We start from the raw sequence: 18,000 nt of genomic DNA on the forward strand, positions 1-18,000 counted from the left end.
GGAATGCGCGGCCTGCCCGGTGGCGGGTAGCTGCGGCGGTCAGTTCACCGCCAACACCATGGCCTGCGTCGCCGAGGCGATTGGCATGGCGCTCCCGGGCAGCGGTTCGCTCCCCGCCATCGATGAAACGCGCGACGAGTTCGCCGTGGCCTGTGGCAAGACGGTGATGGACCTGCTGGAGAAGGACATCCGCCCGCGCGACATCATGACGTTTGAAGCGTTCGAAAACGCCATCGCGGTCGCGGCGGCGACTGGCGGCAGCACCAACATCGCGCTGCACCTGCCGGCGCTGGCTCGTGAGTGCGGCATCCGCGTCACGCTCGACGACGTCGACCGCGTGAGCCGCAAGACGCCGATCATCGCCGATCTGAAGCCCGGCGGCCGCTATGTGGCTACCGACCTGTGCCGCGTGGGCGGCATTCCGGTGGTGCTCAAGGTGCTGCTCGACGCGGGACTGTTGCATGGCGACTGTCTGACGGTCACTGGCAAGTCGCTGCGCGAAAACCTCAAAGACGTGCGTGTGCCGACCGACCAGGATGTGGTCGTGCCGGTTTCCAAGCCGTTGAACCCGACCGGTGGCCTGGTGGTGCTGCGTGGCAACCTGGCGCCGGAGGGGAGCGTCGTCAAAGTGGCGGGGGTTTCCAAGCTGCAGCATCGCGGCCCAGCGCGCGTCTTCGATAGCGAACAAGATTGCTTTGCCGCGATCGAACGCCGCGAAATCAAAAAGGGAGACACGGTCGTCATTCGATACGAAGGCCCGCGCGGCGCCCCCGGCATGCCAGAGATGCTGGCCGTCACCGCCGCCATCATGGGACAAGGCCTGGGCTACGATGTCGCCTTGCTAACTGACGGGCGCTTTAGCGGCGCGACGCGCGGCCTGATGGTGGGGCACATCGGCCCCGAGGCGTATGTGGGGGGACCGATCGGCCTGCTGCGCGAGGGGGATATCATCACGCTCGACGCCGAGAAGGGAACGCTCGACGTGGAAATCTCGGACGAAGATTGGGCGACCCGCGCCAGCCAGTGGCAGCCCAAGCCGCCGCGCTACACCACTGGCGCCATGGCAAAGTACGCCACGATATGCGGGCCGGCGTGCGAAGGCGCGGTGACCATCGCCCGGCCGTAAGCAGCGGCACAATTAACGGCACGGCCCCGGGAGCAATTTCCCGAGGCCGTGTCAATTTGGTCAGACAATCGCGGCGATCTAAATCGCTTGTTCGGCGTTCTCGCCGGTGCGAATGCGAATCACGTCCGCCAGTTCGGTGACGAAAATCTTGCCGTCTCCCACCTGACCGGTGCGCGCGCTTTGCAAGATGGTGTCGACCACGCCGCGGGCATCGGCCGCCGACGCGACCACTTCGATCTTGAGCTTGGGCACAAAGTCGACTTCGTACTCGGCGCCGCGGTAGGTCTCGGTGTGTCCTTTTTGGCGGCCAAAGCCGCGCACCTCGCTGACGGTCATGCCCTTGATGCCGCGCTCGCTAAGTGCGTTCTTCACGTCTTCGAGCTTGAAGTGACGGACGATGGCTTCGATCTTCTTCATGGCAGTCGCCTTTCGCAAAAGTTGTTCGATATTTTTCCAAGGCGCCATTCCGCCTGTCCGATCACCTTGGCCGCCAGCCCGCTAGTGCACTCCCCGCGCCGAGAAAACATCAAAAAATTCCAGCCGTTGCTCCAAGCCGTTCAATAGTACGCGGTTAAGGTAGTCCAAATGGTTCAAGAAGTGTGAGGCGCCAATGATCGCGCGGACGCGACACGCCGACAATGGTCCGCAACCGCGATCGCCAATGTATTGCGCCGCAACGCATTGCGAACTGTCACATGCTTGAGGCGCGCGTTCGCGCCCGCGCGACAGTCGCAGGGCAGCTAGCCACGAAAATCGGCGCTATCCAGGCCATGGTTCTTCATCAGTCGGTAGAGCGTGCCGCGCGGCACGCGAGCTTCGGCGGCGGCCGTCTTCACATTGCCGCGATGTCGCTTCAATAGCGAGGCCAGATAGTCGTGTTCAAACGTGGCCACGCATTGATCGCGCAGCTCAAAAAAGCCGCCCCCTTCCGCCGAGCGCTTTTCGCCGGCGCTGGTCACCAGCGAATCGGGCAGGTCGTTCAAGCCGATGAGCGATTCCTTCGCCAGCGCGATTGCCCGGCGGATCACGTTCTGCAATTCGCGCACGTTGCCCGGCCAATCGTAGGCGCGCAGCACCAGATACGCCTCGGGCGTGATGCCGGCGACTTGTTTGCCCATCTCGCGGCTGTAGCGCAGCACGAATCGCTCGGCCAATAGTCCCAGATCGTCGCCGCGCTCGCGGAGCGGCGGCAACTCGATGTTCACGACGTTGACGCGGTAATAGAGATCTTCGCGAAACAGGCCCTCGCGCATCATCTCTTCCAGGTTGCGCGCGGTGGCGGCCACCACGCGCACGTCGACATCAATTTCGTCGCGGCCTCCCACCCGGCGGATCTTGCGCTCTTGCAGTGTTCGCAGCAACTTGGCCTGTAGCAAGAGCGGCAACTCGCCCAGTTCGTCGAGAAAGAAGGTGCCGCGATCGGCCGCTTCCAATAACCCCACTCGCCGCGAATCGGCCCCCGTGAACGCTCCGCGCTCGTGGCCAAAGAATTCGCTCTCTAGCAGGTTGTCGGGGATGGCGCCGCAATCGACCGGGACGAAGGGGCGCTCCGCGCGGCGACTGCGGCGATGCACCGCGCGCGCCACCAGTTCTTTGCCAGAACCCGTCTCGCCATGAATCAGCACATCGACATCGAGTCCCGCGACCTGCTCGATGGTCTCATACACCCGCGCCATGGCGGGGCTGGAGCCGATGAAGTCGTCAAAACCGATGTGCATGGCGGACCCGAAATGCAATGAAATAGCGAACAGGTCCCAGTCTTCCGCCAAAGAGCCGGACCGCCGCACAGACTAACCGCTACCCGCCGCGCGCTCAACCAAGCGCTGGCTAGCAAACTAGAACTCGAACATCGCCCGGATGGCGAAGAAGTCGGCGTGCCCCACGCCGTTCTTGGGGCTGTCGAGTCGCGGCATCAGATAGTTGAAATAGAGCCGCGTATGAGGATTCCAGTACCAATTGAGGCCGACCGTGTAATTGAGCAGGTTGCCGCCGCGGATGTTGTAGCTGTCGAGATCGATGTGCGAAACGCGAAACGCCACCTGCCAGGCGCCGAGTCCGGTGGCCACGCCGCGTTGTCCACGCACGCGAAAGAAATTTTCAAACGGATGCAACCGATCGAAGGTTGCGGTCTCGCGGTTGTAGTGGCGGCACTCGCCCGTGAGGAAAAAGCTGGCCTGCACGTACCAACTGCTGAAGAACAGATCGGGGCCGCCGATCTGGTCGACCGGCACCCAAATGTATTCCGACTCCAATGAAAAGGGACCGTGAACAAGCACCGCCTCGGATCCGAATAGCTGCCAGTTGTGCAGATTGAACAACCCCGTGTTCACAAAGACCGGAAACGGCACGACATCGAAGGCGCCTGGTCGCACTTCCGGCGTCTGCACGAACCGCACTCGCTTGTTGCGCGCTTCGCGAAAGCTATAGGCCGCGCCAATGTGTGTAAAATAGCGCCCCTCGGCCACCTCGTCCCAATACGGTAGCCAGGTGACGCGCCCCGTCACGGACTGACCGCCGCTCTCCGTCACATCGGCCCCAAAGTTGTCGCTATCCGTGCGAAAGGTGCCCAGCGCCCAGGTCGATCGTAAGTTGTCCGCATGGTCGAAGAAGCAGACTCCCGTATTACGCGAAGGGGCGAAGGTGTCGGTCAGCGAGCGCTCCATGAACTGAATATGCCGGTTGGAAGTGAGTCGTTCGAGGCTAAATGGCTCGAAGAAGTGCCCGACCTTGATGTTGCCGACCAATGGAAATTGTTTTTGCTGAAGCCAAACGTCCAGGAACGAGGGGCGACCTTCTTGCGCAAAGTCCATTTCAAAGCGATACGAAGTGAAATCTCCCCAGTCACCTTGCGCGCCTAACCGCGCGCGGCGAAAATCGACGAAGTTGTCGATATTGCCTACCGCGATCTTGTTGGCGGGATCTTGCGAGGCCATCACCTGGTCCAACTGGAACTCGCCGGTGAATTTGACGCTCACTTTCTTGGCCTCGGCCGCCTTCTTTTCGCTGTCGGCCTCCTTGCGCTTCTCGTCGGCGGTCTGCATCTTCGCGATGCGGCCTTCCAGTTCCTTAAGCCGGGCCTCCAATTGCGGATCGCCCGTCACCGCCGCCGAGAACGAGGCCGCGCCGGGACTGGGCGCGGCGGTCAGCGGCGCCGCGCTGACCACCGGATGCTGGGCAACTTGCTGCAAAGTCGGCGGCAGCGCAACCACGCGCAGCGCCGCGCCGGGTTCGACGGCGGGCATGCGCGATGCCTCGTCCACCGCGGGCAGTGGAATGACAGCGTGGTCTTGGCCGAACGCCGAAATCGGCGGCGTCGTCAGGACCAAGAACAAAAGTAGCCAGCGGGCAAGGTGCTGCATGCGGGTGGGCTCTGGAGCCGGTCGCCGCCACTGGGCCTTGATGCGGGCAGGCCAGCGGCGGCGCAGTCTGGGTCGTAAATTCGGTGCGTCCGTTACCTCTTATCGAACCGCTACGCACGGCATTTCCAATTCGACCGCTACAATCCGCAAAGTTTGACATGTCAAATTGGGCGCACTCTTACGCGGTTCCACCGGCCCGCTAAGATTGATCCCCAACGACAACCAGAACTGGCGATGGCCGTCAAACTCTTCCCGAATTACCAGGACACAACGACAGGCACTTCATGGAACGACCAATTCGCGTGGGGATATTGGGCTGTGCGCGCATCGCCCGGCGCGGTGTGATTGCTGGCATTCAGTCCGCCAATTCTGCCCAGTTGACCGCAATTGCCAGTCGCAACGCCCAGACGGCGCGCGAGTGGGCGGCGGAATTCGCCATTCCCAAGCACTACGGCAGCTACGACGAGTTGCTGGCAGACCCCGAGATCGACGCGATTTACAACCCGCTCCCGAACGAACTGCATTGCCAGTGGACCTTGGCGGCCGCTGCCGCTGGCAAGCATGTGCTGTGCGAAAAGCCGCTGGCAATCGATGTGGCTGAGGCCGAGAGGATTGTAGCGGGCTGCCAGAGTGCCGGGGTCATATTGATGGAGGCCTTCATGTGGCGCCATCATCCGCGCACACTGCGCGCGCTGGAAACAGTGCAAAGCGGGCAGCTTGGCGAACTGCGTCTGGTGAAAATGGACTTCTCGTTCGATATTGATCGCGACGACTGGCGGCTCGACCCGCGCCGCGGAGGCGGCGGCGGAGCGCTCTATGATATTGGCTGTTACGGCATCAACGCGGCCCGGCTTTTCACCGGCGCCGAGCCAGTGGAAATCGTCGCAAGGTCGCGGCAATGGACGACCGGCGTCGATATGACGATCGGCATGCTATTGCGGTTCCCCAACGACGTGCTGGCGCTACTCGACGCTAGCTTTGAGGCGCCTGATCGCAACCGCATCGAAATTGTGGGTAGCAAGGGGGCGCTCGAATTGGCCGACGGCGTGTTGCCCGCGCCCGAGTCGGTGATGACCTGGCGAACCGACGACGACGTGGAAGTTTTGAAGTTCCCGCCGGCCGATCAATATGCCGCCGAGGTCGAGGCATTTTGTCAGGCGATTCGGTCGGGCAGCCTGCCGTATCCAGCGGAGGATGGCCTGGCCAATATGCGCGTCGTGGACGAGGTTCGGCGACAGGCGTGGTCTGGCGGCGCCATCAAGTACTGGTCAAAGACCACAGGCGCCTGTTAACGGCCGTTTTGTGGCAAATGTGGCTCGGCGTCCGGCAAGGCAGGCATCGATTGACGCACAAAATACCGCATTCTCGCCGCCACTTCCGGTGATTCCAGATAGTACTCCAGCGAATGGTGCAGCCCCACTTGTGGTCCTACATTGATTTGCCGCACCTGCGAACGCGGGATCGGAAACAACCAGGCGCCGTGCGGACTAGTGAGCCCCGCCTGTCCGAGCGCAGCGGGGCCGCCGGGCTGCTCCAGCCGCGGATAGCACTTAAGCACCATATCGCGCCGGTTGCGCATGACCACCAGCTCTTCCAATTGCGTGAGCGCCAGCTCGTATGCGCCGCCGCGCGCGAAGCAATTGCTGTCTTGTGCCGCGGCCATGAGCAAAACCCGCGGCGGCATCCGCTCGGGATGCACTCTCTCTTCCAGGGTGCGCCCGCGAATCGCGCCCCCCGCCATCATGTGCATACCGGCGGAAATGACCCGCGCGCCGTAACTGTAGCCAATCAGGGCAACGTGCGTATCGACAGGCAACCGATCGACGAGCCATGCGACAAAATAGCCTTGCGACTCGCTAACCGGCGCCTTGATGCGCACGTCGTCCACCACGCTGCTGGTCCAGCGTTCGCTGGGCCAAGACCAGATGACAAACCGCATGGGCCCGGTGTTGCAGCGCGTCACCAGTCGATGCACCAGCATGCCCGAGGCTTGCGCGCTGCTTGGCGGCATATTGTTGCCATGAACCCAAACCACGACCGGCGCCTGTGGCGTGGCGCTGGCGGTGAACGCTTCCAAATCGGACTCGATCCATTTACGGTCCACACAGCGCCAGTAGCGCATCCGTTCTGGGTGTGGCGGCCGGCAGGGGTCGCGAGATGCCCGCGTGCTGACCAGCCACAGATCGTCGCACGCACTGCTGGTAGGCTCCAGTAGCTCCGCGACAAAGGGTTCTGGGGCGAGTTCTTCGCTAGCAAGGGCTTCCTCAACCGCCGGTGTGGTCGGCTCGCTTTCCGAAGCAGCCGGCTCATCTGCCCATGCGCCAGTCCCTGCCAGTAGGCCCAGCCACAGCGCAGCGCGCAGCGCGTAAGCCATCCCTTTTGCGGCGCCAACGCGGGCGGCGAAGCCGGTCGTCATGCACTGGGTCCGAGACTGCTAGCAACAAGATGTCGAATTCGGCGACGGCGCGCGGAGGCTGCGCACGGTGGCGGTCACCTGAGGTTTTTCATCGGCATTCCCCCGTTGCAAAAAAGAAACGGGATTGTTGAAAAAAGTTAGCTTGGTGAATTTGCACATCCTGGGCAGTGTTGTAGAGTTGCTTGACCCACAGGCTTCGCCGGAACGTGTACCGTTTCGATCGGAGTTGAGAATGATGAAAAGGCTACTCGTCCTGACGGCCGTAGTGCTGATGTCGGTTAGCGCGTTGGGCTGCCGCTCTTGCGGTAGTATGTTCCAGCGTGGTCCGGCGTGCGGCTCGTGCGGCACGGCTGGCGGCGCCTCCTACGGTGGCGATGCTTACCTCGCGCCGCCGTCGGTACCGCCGGAGACCTATGCCGTCCCAGGTCCCGGCTAAAAGAGCCACGACCGCCCTCCCAATGTTGTCGAGGCGCCGGTGGCCGCGGATATCCTGACCGCGGCCACCGGTCGCAACGGCAATTCCAGACCACGCGCCAATCACTGCGCGTCATCCAGCGCGGCAGCGCTCGGTCGTGGTCGATCCAGGAGTCCTGCCATGCGTGCAAATATCGGTCGCGCCAAACGTTCGCGCCCCAATCGCTTGGGACGCATCATCCTGCGCCGGTTGTTCGACGAAGTGCACGACAAGCCGCGGCCGCATGCGGCGTTTTCTCCGCCCAAGGCGCCCACCGACGCGCCGCCGAAGTCGCCGGTTGTGAGCTGAAAATAGCGCGATAGACTGGCGGTTTGTTTCGTGCATCCCGCCGCCAGGTTTTGCCTTATGCCTCAGCACTCGCTTGAAGTGGATCGTGCGCGCGACCAGGCGCATCTCATTCACGCCTTGCACAACAAGGCTGCTCAAACAATCGCCCATGTCTGGGTCCGCGGCCAGGGCGCTGTGCTTTGCGACAGCGAAGGCCGTGAATATCTCGACGGGCTCGCTGGGCTTTGGAACATCGTAGTCGGTCACGGTCGGCGTGAGTTGGCCGAAGCCGCCGCGCGCCAGATGAACGAATTGGCCTACGCCACCGCCTATACCGGCAGCACGAATCTACGCGCCATCGAACTGGGCGAACGTCTTGCCGGCATTTGCTACCCCGGCATCAATCGTTTCTTTTTCACCTCTGGCGGGGGCGAGTCAAACGAAAGCGCCTTCAAGACCGCGCGCTATTTTGGCCGTCGCTCTGGCTTTCCCGACAAGCACAAGATTATCGGCCGCCGCTGGGGCTATCACGGCACCACGCTCGGCGCCATGGCCGCCACTGGCATTTCGGCCTATTGGAACCTGTTTGGCCCCATGCCGTCTGGCTTCTCGCATATCGAAGGCCCCTACCCGTATCGCTTTCCGGCCGACGCGGCGCCCCCCGGCGACCTGCGCACTGCTGGTGTTATTGCCGCCGATTGGCTGGAAGAGGCCATTTTGCGTGAAGGTCCAGAAACCGTGGCGGCCTTTGTCGGCGAGCCAGTGCAAGCCGCCGGCGGAGTGATTGTTCCGCCCGGCGATTATTGGCCGCGCATTCGCGAGATTTGCGATCGACACAAAGTGTTGCTCATCGCCGACGAGGTGGTCACCGGATTTGGCCGCACCGGCGACTGGTTTGGATTGTCGCGCTACGGCATTGAGCCCGACATCATCGTATTCGCCAAAGGAATTACGAGCGGCTATTTTCCGCTGGGCGGCATTGGCGTCAGCGACCGCATTGCCGCAGCGATCGACGACGGCGCCGGCGCCGAGGCGTGGATGCACGCCTTCACGTACTCAGGGCATCCTACCGGCTGCGCCGTGGCGCTAGCCAACCTGGATATCATCGAACGCGAGTCGCTGGTCGAGCGCGCCGGGCACTTGGGGCAGCGACTGCTCACGGGTCTTAAGGGACTGTCATCCCATCCGCATGTGGGAGATGTGCGTGGGCAAGGATTGATGTGCGCGGTGGAGCTAGTCGCCGACAAGGCGACCAAGGCCGAGTTTCCGCCCGAGCAGAAGGTGGGACCGCGCGTGCACGAGGCCACGCAGCGCCGCGGGTTGTTCACCCGCCTGCGCGGCGACGTTTACAATCTGGCCCCTTGCTATGTGACCGAAGAGGCTCAAATCGATCGGATGGTGCAGATCCTCGGCGACTCGATCGACGAAATTCTCGGCGCCTAGCACTTGCTGGCAAGTCGGCGCGGACATTTGACTAGGGGCCTGGCGACTGCCATGTGTCGCTTTTGACTCAAGCGATCCAGCCGCCGCCGAGCACACGATCGCCGTCGTAGCAGACCGCCGCCTGCCCCGGCGCCACGCCAAATTGCGCTTCGTCCAACACCACGCGAAAGCTGCCCTCATCGATCAGTTCGATCGCGGCGTCGGCCGGGCGCGAGCTATAGCGAATCTTCACCTGGCAGCGCAATTCGCCGTGCGGCGGATCGACGAGCCAGTTCGATCGCTCGGCAACAAACTCTCGGCGGGCCAGGTCGCGCTTTTCGCCAATCACCACGCGTCGTGTCTCTGGTTCCAGACGCACCACGTAGCGCGGCTCGCCAAACGCCACGCCAAGCCCCTTGCGCTGCCCGATGGTGTAGTTCTCAATACCGTCGTGTTCGCCCACCACGGCGCCATCGACGGTTACGATCTCGCCCCCGCGCGCGGCCACGCCCTGACGCGATCGCACCAGGTTCGCGTAGTCGCCATCCGGCACGAAACAGATTTCCTGGCTGTCTTTCTTTTCCGCGACGCGCAATCCCAGTTCGCGCGCCATCTCACGAATTTGCGGCTTCGCATGATCTCCCACGGGAAACAGCACTCGCGGCAGCACGCTGCGATCGATGCCAAACAGCACATACGACTGATCCTTGCCCGCGTCGCGGCCGCGGCACAAGGCCGGCGCATGTCCCTCGCCGCGTCGTTCCAGTCGGGCGTAATGACCGGTGGCGATGAATTCGGCGCCTGCGCTGTCGGCGTATTCGAGCAGTTTGCCGAACTTCAGCCAGTTGTTGCAGACCACGCACGGATTGGGCGTGCGGCCCGCGGTGTACTCGTCGACGAAATAGTCGATGATCTGCCCAAACTCTGCTTCGAAGTTGACCGCGTAAAACGGTATGCCCAGCCGATCGGCGACGCGCTGCGCGTCGTGGGCGTCGCTGGCCGAGCAGCAGCCTTGCTTATGCGATGTCGGCGTGATGATGGGCAAGGCCGCCGCGGTGGCGCCTGGCGCCGCGCAGGACGCGACCGGACTGGCGCCGTGGCGCATGAAAAGGCCGATGACCTCGTGACCTGCCTCGCGCAATAGCCAAGCGGCGACACTGCTGTCGACGCCGCCAGACATGGCCAAGACGACCCGAGACATGCGGAACCCATAAGCCAAGCGAGAAGGAGAGCAAGTCCTACTATATCGGCCCTCCCCCGCTCCCGACTAGCTTGGGTCGCCGCTAGCGATAGGTGGTTCGCGGTGTATAACCGCGGTCCCAGGTTCTTTGTCGCGCAATGCGCGACTCCGGTTCGGCTGCGGGCTCCGCCGGCGGCGTGGTTCGGAAGGGGTCTTCGATTTCGCTGGTTCGCTTGCGAAACGGCCAACTTGCCGAGGCCCTGGCGAACAGTTCGCGAGTCCAACGGGTCAAATCGGATTCCACGCGTCCCGTCGGAATCTCATATACGTCTGCCGGCACCATCTCGGGCACGCCATATTCGCCGCGATGCGTGTACTGCTCGGGCATGACCGCTTGGCGCGGTGGGGTCCAGGTGCTGACAGGTTCCGCTTCGGCAATTTCTTCTTCACCGGGATGACAAACTTCGTCTGGTTGGGGCGCCGGTGGATTGAAAGTGATGGCCACGGGTGCGGTATTGGGAGCCGTCAGATCTGGCGTTCCCAAAGTGGCCGCCGCGACAATGGGGGGAAGCCGCTCTGTCGTGGCCGCCTCGGCAAAGTCGGTTGCTGGAACCGCCGGGGCGCCAGTTGGCGCCGCGGGCGCCACGGCCACCGTCTGCACTTCGGTCGCAGTCGCCGCGGGGCTTTGGAACGCCAGCGCGAGTTGTTCCTGTCCTGATTGCCGCAATCGCTGTTCGAATTGCTGCTTGAGCGCGGCGACGTCGAGCGCGAAGCGCGGCGCGCTCCAATCGCCGCTCAATTTTGCCACGATGGGCGTCGAACTGACGGCCACCAAGGCCTCGTTCCAAGTCTCCGCCGGCAAGTCGTGCAACGGATCGTGGCCGGCGACGCGCGCCTCCAATTGGTCGACATTGGCGATCAAGTTCATTTCAAGTTGATCCCCCTCGATCCAACCCTTGGCCAGGATCGTCGCGTTCCCCTGGTCGCATTGCAGCCGCTGCTGGCTTGAGGCCGACGCCAGCACACTGGCCAGATCGACCTGCTCGGCTCGTAGTTCAAACGAGTGACGCGCCGGCGCCTCCGGTTTTGCGCACGTCAATTCGATCTTTAAGCCCGACGCCGGAGCCTCGACGACGATCCGCGCCGGTTTGGGGCAAACTTTGGCGTCGCTCGACAAGTCGACGAGCTTGACCACGCCCTTGTCGCCCAGTTGAAACGATGCGGGCAGGCCACGGATTTCCAGTTTGTGAATGACGGCGGTTGGCTGCGGCGCGCCCAGCAAGCGCCGCGCCCGCGCCATCCGAACCAGGCCGCTGAATCCGCCCCCAGCCGGGCGATCGCCGGTGGGCGCGTCGAGTTGTTCGAACCCTTCCACGGCATGGATCAGACGGACCAGCGCGGCGGCGCGATCGTGGATATTGGCCCAGTCCTGCACGAAATCGGCCAGTGGCAAGGTGTCGTCCGCAGCTACGTCATGGGGTGGAAGAATTGGCGGCGGTTCCGATAGTGGCTCTGCCGCGGGCTGTGCGTAGACTTTGGCGAGTCGCTCGCGCACTGCTTCCATTTCGACGCCATCGGCGCGCAGACATTCAATTTCCAGCCGTCCAGAAAACAGGGCGGCGGGATGCAGGTCGGCGCTAACGTGGCGCAAACGCAGCCGATCTTCCGAAGGCTCCGCGGGATTGGCTAGCGCCAAGTCTTGTATTTCTAGCCGGCCGCCCCACAGATCGAGTTCGATGTGTCCGGCATCGACCTGTGCGCCGTTAACGACCGCCAACCGCTGCAGGATTTGTTTTGCAATATGCTGGGGCGCAATCCACCAAAACCCAAGCGAAACGATCCCCAGCGCGATCAGAAACGCCCAGACGCCGAGCGGGCGCAGCACAGGTTCGTTCACGCCGGCGGACTGTTTGGGCGCGCCCAGCAGCCAGTGCGCGCCGCGCTGGCCATCGCCTTCCGGCGGCGCTGCCGCCATAGCTTGCGGACTGCTGGCGTCTCGGGCGACCTGCGGTTGATTCAGATTTTGCAGCCAGCCTCGCACCGCCACAAACGCCGGCAACGACAGCACGGCGGCCACGAACGCCCCGCCGATCACGGTGTAGCGGTCCCAGCCAAACAGCGCCGGCATCGGCGTGTCGCCCAAGAGTTCCAGCGTGGCGCCGACCGGGGTCGCGTCGAGCGCGAAGCGCCCCACGGCATAGCTCAACGGAGCTAGCATCCATGAAAGCGCCACTCCGAACAGCCAAATTGCGAAGAACAAGCGCGCCCGCACGTTGAACAAGATGACCAACAGGAACAGGCCGATCAACGACAAGTTCCAACCGTGGACAAAGCCCGCCATCAGTCCCAGCAGCACTGCCAGAAAGATGGCGCGCAGCGGTTCGCGGGGACGTGTTCTCGCGGCGGATGTCGTGGTGATTTCGCGCATGGGTCTCTCGTGCGCTGGCGGTAGGGGGCGTTGGATTGTGGTCGCTCGCGGTCTGCCTTGGCGCCGGCGCCTTGTTGGCGCGAGCGCGAAGGGAATGGTCTGCCGGTTGCGGCCAGAGCGGGAATCATCGATCGTATCGGCGGTAGCGTGTCTAACACTTGAACCGCTTGTATCGCCGGCGCCAGCAAAGTTTTCCGCGCTTGGTCGCAAACTTTGCCAAGATTTCCTGGCCGGCTCGCACGGCATGGCCTCGCTCGTCGGTAGCGCCGGATTGATACCAGCACTCCCCGTCGACGGCGGCAGTCGATATATTTCAACGACGCGCCGCTTCTAAACTGCGCCAGATTCAGAACTTCGTACCAGGAAGGCGACCCCAGTGGACAAAGAATTGCGCGATCGCGCCGAGTTGATTCAGCAGCGGATCACCCAATTGCGAGACTCTCTTTGACTACGCTGGCAAGCAAGCTCAAGTCGACGCCATCGAAGCCAAGATGGCGCAGCCCGGATTCTGGGACAATCAAGAATCCGCACAGTCCACGGTCAGCGAACTCAAGGCCATCAATGCCTTGGTCAAGCCGCTGAAGGAAGTTAGCCAGGCCGCCGACGACATCGCCGCCATGCTCGAAATGGGCGAAGAAGACGAGTCGTTCGCGCGCGAGTTGGCCGCCGAGCTGGAGCGCGTGGAGCCGGAGTTGGACGATCTGGAGCTCAAGGGGCTGCTCAGTGGCCCGCACGACGCCAACAACGCCATCCTCACGATCAACGCCCGCGATGGCGGCACCGACGCCAACGACTGGGCCGAAATGCTGTTGCGCATGTACATCCACTGGGCAGAGGATCGCGAGTTTCATGTCGAGGTGCTCGACCGTCAGGACAACGAGGAGGCGGGCATCCAAAGCGCCAGCGTCGCCGTCCGCGGCCCCATGGCCTATGGCTACCTGAAGGGCGAAACCGGCATGCACCGGCTAGTGCGCATCAGCCCGTTCAATTCCGAGGGCAAACGACAAACCAGTTTCGCCGCGGTCGATGTGTCTCCCGAGGTGGGCGAGTCAGCCGAGATCGAACTGCGCGACGAGGACATTCGCGAGGACGTGTTTCGGGCCAGCGGCGCTGGCGGGCAACATGTGAACAAAACCTCCAGCGCCATCCGCCTCACGCATTTGCCGACCGGTGTGGTGGTGCAGTGCCAGAACGAGCGCAGTCAGCACAAGAACCGCGCCACCGCCCTCAAGATGCTCCGCGCCCGCATCGCGCGGATCGAAGAGGAGAAGCGCGAGGCGGAACAGGCCGCCAAGTACAACGAGCGCCCCAAAGTCGGCTTTGGCTCGCAGATTCGCAACTACTTTTTGCATCCCGACCAGCGCATCAAAGACGCCCGCACCGGCTATCAGATGGGCAGCTTTCAGCATGTGATGGATGGCAAAATTCAGGGCTTTCTCGACGCCTATCTGCGCTGGCGCGTGGGCCAGGACGTGCCGGCGTCATGACCGACGCGCCTCACAGCCCCTGCTCGGCCAAGGCCGGGCCGATCGAAATCGCCTTTGTGCGCCGGGCCGATCGTTATGCGCATCAAATCCAGGTCGATGGCAGCGCGTGGCTGGAATCGATCGAGGGAAGCGAGGTGGAACGTTGGCCCGCGAGTCCGCCGCTGCAAGAGCTGGCCAGTCATTCGCTACCGGCTGGCGGCGCCGCGCTGCTCTTGGTGGGCATGGCGGGCCGCAGTCATTGGTCGCTGAGCGTTGCTGTCGCGGGGGAACCCGATCGATTGCGGTTCGACGCCGCTTGCCGCGCCAATGAGCCACCCGTTTGGCTAGGTAGCACGTATCGCCTGCGGTGTGGAATCACGGCCACCAGCGAATCGGGACGATGGCTGCTTGTTAAAGCGAATTCGGAAAGTCGGCTTGCGCTGGAGGCCACCGGCGCCGAGGTAGTTTTCGCTGCCGGCGAACTGACAATTCGGCCCACGGATCACTCGACGAAGTTGCCGGCCACCGCGCGTTGGCAATACGAATGGACGATGTGCTAGCGGCACGCTTCGCGTACCAGGTGTCCTAGCTCGGGCAGTATCAGCTTTTCCATGGCCAGTCGCACGGCCGCCGGCGAGCCCGGCATGGTGAGCACCACAACTTGCCCCAACAAGCCCCCGGCAGCACGGCTGAGCATGGCCGCGGCGCCGATTTCGGCATAGCTCAACATGCGGAACAGTTCGCCATAGCCAGGCAGGGGCTTGGTGAGCATCGCGCTGACGGTTTCATAGGTCTGGTCGCGACTGCCGATGCCGGTGCCCCCCGTCAGCAAGATGGCGTCGCACTCCTTTTTGGCGGCCAGCGAGGTAATCAGATGTCGCATGGCCACGGGTTCATCGGCGATGATGTGCCGCGCCGCCACTGAGTGTCCCGCCGCCGTCAGCAAATCGATCAACGTTTTGCCCCCGGTGTCGGTTTCCAGGGTGCGGGTGTCGCTCACCGTGATCACCGCGCAGCGGAGCAAGGCGGGGGCCTCGGCGCGGTGTTGTTCGTGCGTCTTGCTCGTCATGGGCACTCCTTGGTCCGCAATCTCGATGCCATGGGCTGATGGACCAATTGATACCATCCGCAGAATCTGGCTTGAAGATGGGGCAACTTTTGTGTTGCCGGCGCGCGGGATGGATATACTGGGGAGAGGCCGTTTCACTTCGCAAGCACGGAACCCTTGCGCTATGCCGCGCATTTTCCTCATGATGCTGGTTTTCCTTGGTCCGGCGCTGGCTGTTGCGCAAGGAGAGCCGGCGCCGACTCGGCGGCGTCCCGCCGCGCGGCCAGCGGCCAGCCGCAGTGTCCGCGCGCAGGCGGAAGCCGAATACGAGCGCATCAAGGCCGACTATCCCGACACGGTAGACGGCCAGTGGAAGCTTGCCGAATGGTGCCGCGAGCATCATTTGCTCACGGACCGCAAAACGCATCTGGAGCGGATCATCCAGATCGACCCCGATCATTTGGGCGCCCGCCGCGCGCTGGGCTATCAAAAGCAAGAGGGACGCTGGATGACCCAGGCCGAAATTATGACCGATCGCGGGTATGTGCTCTATCGAGGCAGATGGAAGCTGCCCCAAGAAATCAAGCAATACGAGGAGAAGAAAAAAGAAACCGCCGCCGAAAACCAATGGGTTGGCGACATCCGCAAGTGGCGCTCCTGGCTGATGGGCGACCGTGCCGAGGAAGCGCTCGCGAATTTGCGAGCCATCAATGATCCCTTTGCCCTCAAGGCCCTGAAAAAGCACCTGGCCGAGGAAGAAGATTTTCGAGTGCGGCTCTGCTACGTCGACGCGATGGCGCGAATCGCCACCGGCGAAGCGGTGGAATCGATGGTTGAAGTGGCGCTGCGCGACCCCGCCGAGGAGGTGCGACTCACCGCGCTCGATCATCTTTCCGAAAAACAATACCCCGAGGCGACCGCGCGGTTCATTCAAGAACTACGCAGCAAAGACAACGTTATTGTTAATCGCGCGGCGGTGGGACTGGAGCACATGGACCACCCCGGCTCTGTGCCCGCGCTGATCGACGCCTTGATCACAGCGCATAAGTACCAAATCGTGCAGGGAAGCCCCGGCATTACATCCACGTTTTCGCGGTCGAGTCCTGGTGCGGCGCCGCAGATGAACGGCCTTTCGACCGGACAATCGGTGACCACGGTCGTGCAACAGATTCCCAATGCCGCCGTGCGCGACGCGCTAATCAAGCTGACCGGAGTGAACTACGACTTCGATGTGGCGCAGTGGAAAGCGTGGCTGCAAACTCGCAAGGAAGACGCCAGTCTCGACGGGCGGCGCGACTAACCGCCAGGTTGCCAGCAGCGCCGCTGGTCCAACGGCTCGGACCGCTGATCACGCCACGATCCTATGCTGCGGTTCTAAGCTGCGGTCGCCGCCGATACAGCCAGTGGTCGCTCAGCACCGCGATGGCCACCCGGTCCTCCAGATTGGGGCGGAAGATCGTGAGGATCAAAAGCGGTAAATACCAGGCGATGTACAGTCCGCCGTCTTGCGGATTCCAGAACTGCGCGCCCAGCATCACGACGGCGGAGCACGAAATGAGCGTGCCCAAATTCTTCTGTGCGGGCCACAACGCAAAGCTCAGCGAAAGCACCACAAACACCGTGGTCGCGGTGATGCGGTAGGCCGACTCGGTGTAGGCCCAAAATCCGATAATGCTGTTGGTCCAGGTGCCCGGCCAACCCACCATCTGGCGCAGTTGCGCGTTGAAACTAGCCATGTCGCTGGAAGTGAGCGTCAACGAAGCCACCAGTACCGCGATCGACAGCACCACCCCCGCCACGAAGCGCAACCGACCACGCTGCCAATAAAAACTCAGCCAAAGCGGCAAGAGAAACACGGGATAAAAGATCGTGCCCGCCGCGACGCCCAGCAGAATGCCGGCGATCATCGGGCGCCGATAGGCCGCCACGGCCCATACCAACAGCGCCGCCGGCAGCGCGTGATCGACGCGCCCCACCATCTGCGCCGAGTAGGGCGTGAGCAAATACAATCCGGCCGCGGCGATGCCGGTTCGCAAATTGCCGAAGTGTCGCAATCCAATGGTCACAATTCCCAAGACGACGGCCAAATGCGACAGGATCGCCATCGTCTTGGCGGTCATCACGTGCCGCGCCAGTTCCGCCTCTTTTTCCATTGCCGGGGTGGGCGGGCGGACCAGCGCTCTGCTGGGAACACTGGCCAATAAGTGCAACAGTGGATAGCCGGGGCGGTGCGTCTCGACCACTGGTTGTGGCGGCGCTTCTTTCCGTTCCAAGATGCCATCGGCGCGCCGCGCGCCATCCAGATCGTCGGTGGTGACGTCTCCCGCCAGCACTCCCATCATCAAAAACAGAAACAGCGAGCAGTCCATGAAGGTCAGACCACCGGCCGACAAATTGGGCTCCAATAACGGCCGGCGGACCATCGCCGGGTCGGCCAGCAAACGTACCAGCCACACGCCGCCAATGGCGAACAGCCAGGCGTAGCCAATCCGCTCGTATCCCGCGCCGCGGGCGACCAGCAGCGGCCCCGGCGCCATCGCCAAAAGGACCAGCAGGTCGAAATTGCGGATGCTGAACAGGCGATTGAAGCGAAAGAAGATGGCGATGGTCATCAACGACGAGACATAGACCCAAGTAGTTGGGTTCAGCTCGTAATCGTATAGAATCTGATCCATCGCCGGCCCACCGCGATCTACCGTTCGGTTCCCAGTTGTCGGCCCCTTCAGGCTTCGCGCTTGGGCGAAGTTGAATCAACGCGATCGCCACATTCAACAGGCTGCAAGGGAACGCCTGATTCTACCAAGCGCGGTCCG

General features: G+C 62.8%; 14 protein-coding genes and 1 pseudogene. 7 read left to right on the top strand and 8 right to left on the bottom strand.

What is annotated here, in order from left to right; translation table 11 throughout:
* On the top strand, positions 1 to 1,126 hold a 1,126-nt coding region (locus K1X71_16150), incomplete at its 5' end, for a dihydroxy-acid dehydratase (protein MBX7074676.1).
* A 78-nt stretch (positions 1,127 to 1,204) separates the two neighbouring features.
* On the opposite strand, the gene K1X71_16155 is transcribed toward K1X71_16150, so the two are convergent.
* From K1X71_16155 to K1X71_16165, 3 genes are all read right to left on the bottom strand, one after another.
* The gene (locus K1X71_16155) at positions 1,205 to 1,543 is read right to left on the bottom strand and encodes a P-II family nitrogen regulator (GenBank protein ID MBX7074677.1); all 339 of its coding nucleotides are present in this window, start codon (positions 1,541 to 1,543) and stop codon (positions 1,205 to 1,207) included.
* Positions 1,544 to 1,866: 323 nt separating this feature from the next.
* A complete protein-coding gene (locus K1X71_16160; GenBank protein MBX7074678.1) occupies positions 1,867 to 2,844 on the bottom strand; it encodes a sigma-54 dependent transcriptional regulator in 978 nt (325 codons plus the stop codon).
* 117 nt (positions 2,845 to 2,961) lie between these two features.
* Positions 2,962 to 4,485: a hypothetical protein gene (locus K1X71_16165; protein ID MBX7074679.1), complete on the bottom strand. Its 1,524-nt coding sequence runs from the start codon at positions 4,483 to 4,485 to the stop codon at positions 2,962 to 2,964.
* A 284-nt stretch (positions 4,486 to 4,769) separates the two neighbouring features.
* On the opposite strand from K1X71_16165, the gene K1X71_16170 reads away from it, so the two are divergent.
* Positions 4,770 to 5,777, top strand: coding sequence for a Gfo/Idh/MocA family oxidoreductase (locus K1X71_16170; GenBank protein MBX7074680.1), 1,008 nt, complete (start codon positions 4,770 to 4,772; stop codon positions 5,775 to 5,777).
* Here the strand turns inward: K1X71_16170 and K1X71_16175 are convergent.
* The gene (locus K1X71_16175) at positions 5,774 to 6,901 is read right to left on the bottom strand and encodes a hypothetical protein (GenBank protein ID MBX7074681.1); all 1,128 of its coding nucleotides are present in this window, start codon (positions 6,899 to 6,901) and stop codon (positions 5,774 to 5,776) included. The genes K1X71_16170 and K1X71_16175 overlap by 4 nt on opposite strands.
* Positions 6,902 to 7,496: 595 nt before the next feature.
* Here K1X71_16175 and K1X71_16180 point away from each other — a divergent pair.
* Complete coding sequence (locus K1X71_16180; GenBank protein MBX7074682.1) at positions 7,497 to 7,664, top strand: hypothetical protein; 168 nt, start codon at positions 7,497 to 7,499, stop codon at positions 7,662 to 7,664.
* Positions 7,665 to 7,742: 78 nt separating this feature from the next.
* Complete coding sequence (locus tag K1X71_16185) at positions 7,743 to 9,086, top strand: aspartate aminotransferase family protein (protein ID MBX7074683.1); 1,344 nt, start codon at positions 7,743 to 7,745, stop codon at positions 9,084 to 9,086.
* Between the two features lie 67 nt (positions 9,087 to 9,153).
* Here the strand turns inward: K1X71_16185 and mnmA are convergent, their stop codons facing one another.
* Positions 9,154 to 10,266 (bottom strand): tRNA 2-thiouridine(34) synthase MnmA, encoded by a 1,113-nt coding sequence (gene mnmA, locus K1X71_16190; protein ID MBX7074684.1) that lies wholly within the window; start codon positions 10,264 to 10,266, stop codon positions 9,154 to 9,156.
* A gap of 82 nt (positions 10,267 to 10,348) precedes the next feature.
* The gene (locus K1X71_16195) at positions 10,349 to 12,673 is read right to left on the bottom strand and encodes a hypothetical protein (protein ID MBX7074685.1); all 2,325 of its coding nucleotides are present in this window, start codon (positions 12,671 to 12,673) and stop codon (positions 10,349 to 10,351) included.
* A 428-nt stretch (positions 12,674 to 13,101) separates the two neighbouring features.
* Here K1X71_16195 and prfB point away from each other — a divergent pair.
* Both prfB and K1X71_16205 read left to right on the top strand, forming a co-directional pair.
* Positions 13,102 to 14,160 (top strand): annotated as a pseudogene (prfB, locus tag K1X71_16200) (peptide chain release factor 2).
* Positions 14,157 to 14,699: a hypothetical protein gene (locus tag K1X71_16205; GenBank protein ID MBX7074686.1), complete on the top strand. Its 543-nt coding sequence runs from the start codon at positions 14,157 to 14,159 to the stop codon at positions 14,697 to 14,699. The pseudogene prfB and the gene K1X71_16205 overlap by 4 nt, the downstream one beginning before the upstream one ends.
* Here the strand turns inward: K1X71_16205 and K1X71_16210 are convergent.
* Positions 14,696 to 15,208 carry a molybdenum cofactor biosynthesis protein MoaB gene (locus tag K1X71_16210; GenBank protein ID MBX7074687.1) on the bottom strand — a complete coding sequence of 171 codons (513 nt, stop codon included), beginning with the start codon at positions 15,206 to 15,208 and terminating at the stop codon, positions 14,696 to 14,698. The two genes, K1X71_16205 and K1X71_16210, sit on opposite strands and share 4 nt — an antisense overlap.
* Positions 15,209 to 15,371: 163 nt before the next feature.
* On the opposite strand from K1X71_16210, the gene K1X71_16215 reads away from it, so the two are divergent.
* The gene (locus tag K1X71_16215; GenBank protein MBX7074688.1) at positions 15,372 to 16,487 is read left to right on the top strand and encodes a HEAT repeat domain-containing protein; all 1,116 of its coding nucleotides are present in this window, start codon (positions 15,372 to 15,374) and stop codon (positions 16,485 to 16,487) included.
* 61 nt (positions 16,488 to 16,548) lie between these two features.
* Here K1X71_16215 and K1X71_16220 read toward each other — a convergent pair whose 3' ends face one another.
* The gene (locus tag K1X71_16220; protein ID MBX7074689.1) at positions 16,549 to 17,862 is read right to left on the bottom strand and encodes a hypothetical protein; all 1,314 of its coding nucleotides are present in this window, start codon (positions 17,860 to 17,862) and stop codon (positions 16,549 to 16,551) included.
* Positions 17,863 to 18,000: the final 138 nt, after the last annotated feature.

Source organism: Pirellulales bacterium, from assembly GCA_019694455.1.
In the GTDB taxonomy this organism is placed as follows: domain Bacteria; phylum Planctomycetota; class Planctomycetia; order Pirellulales; family JAEUIK01; genus JAIBBY01.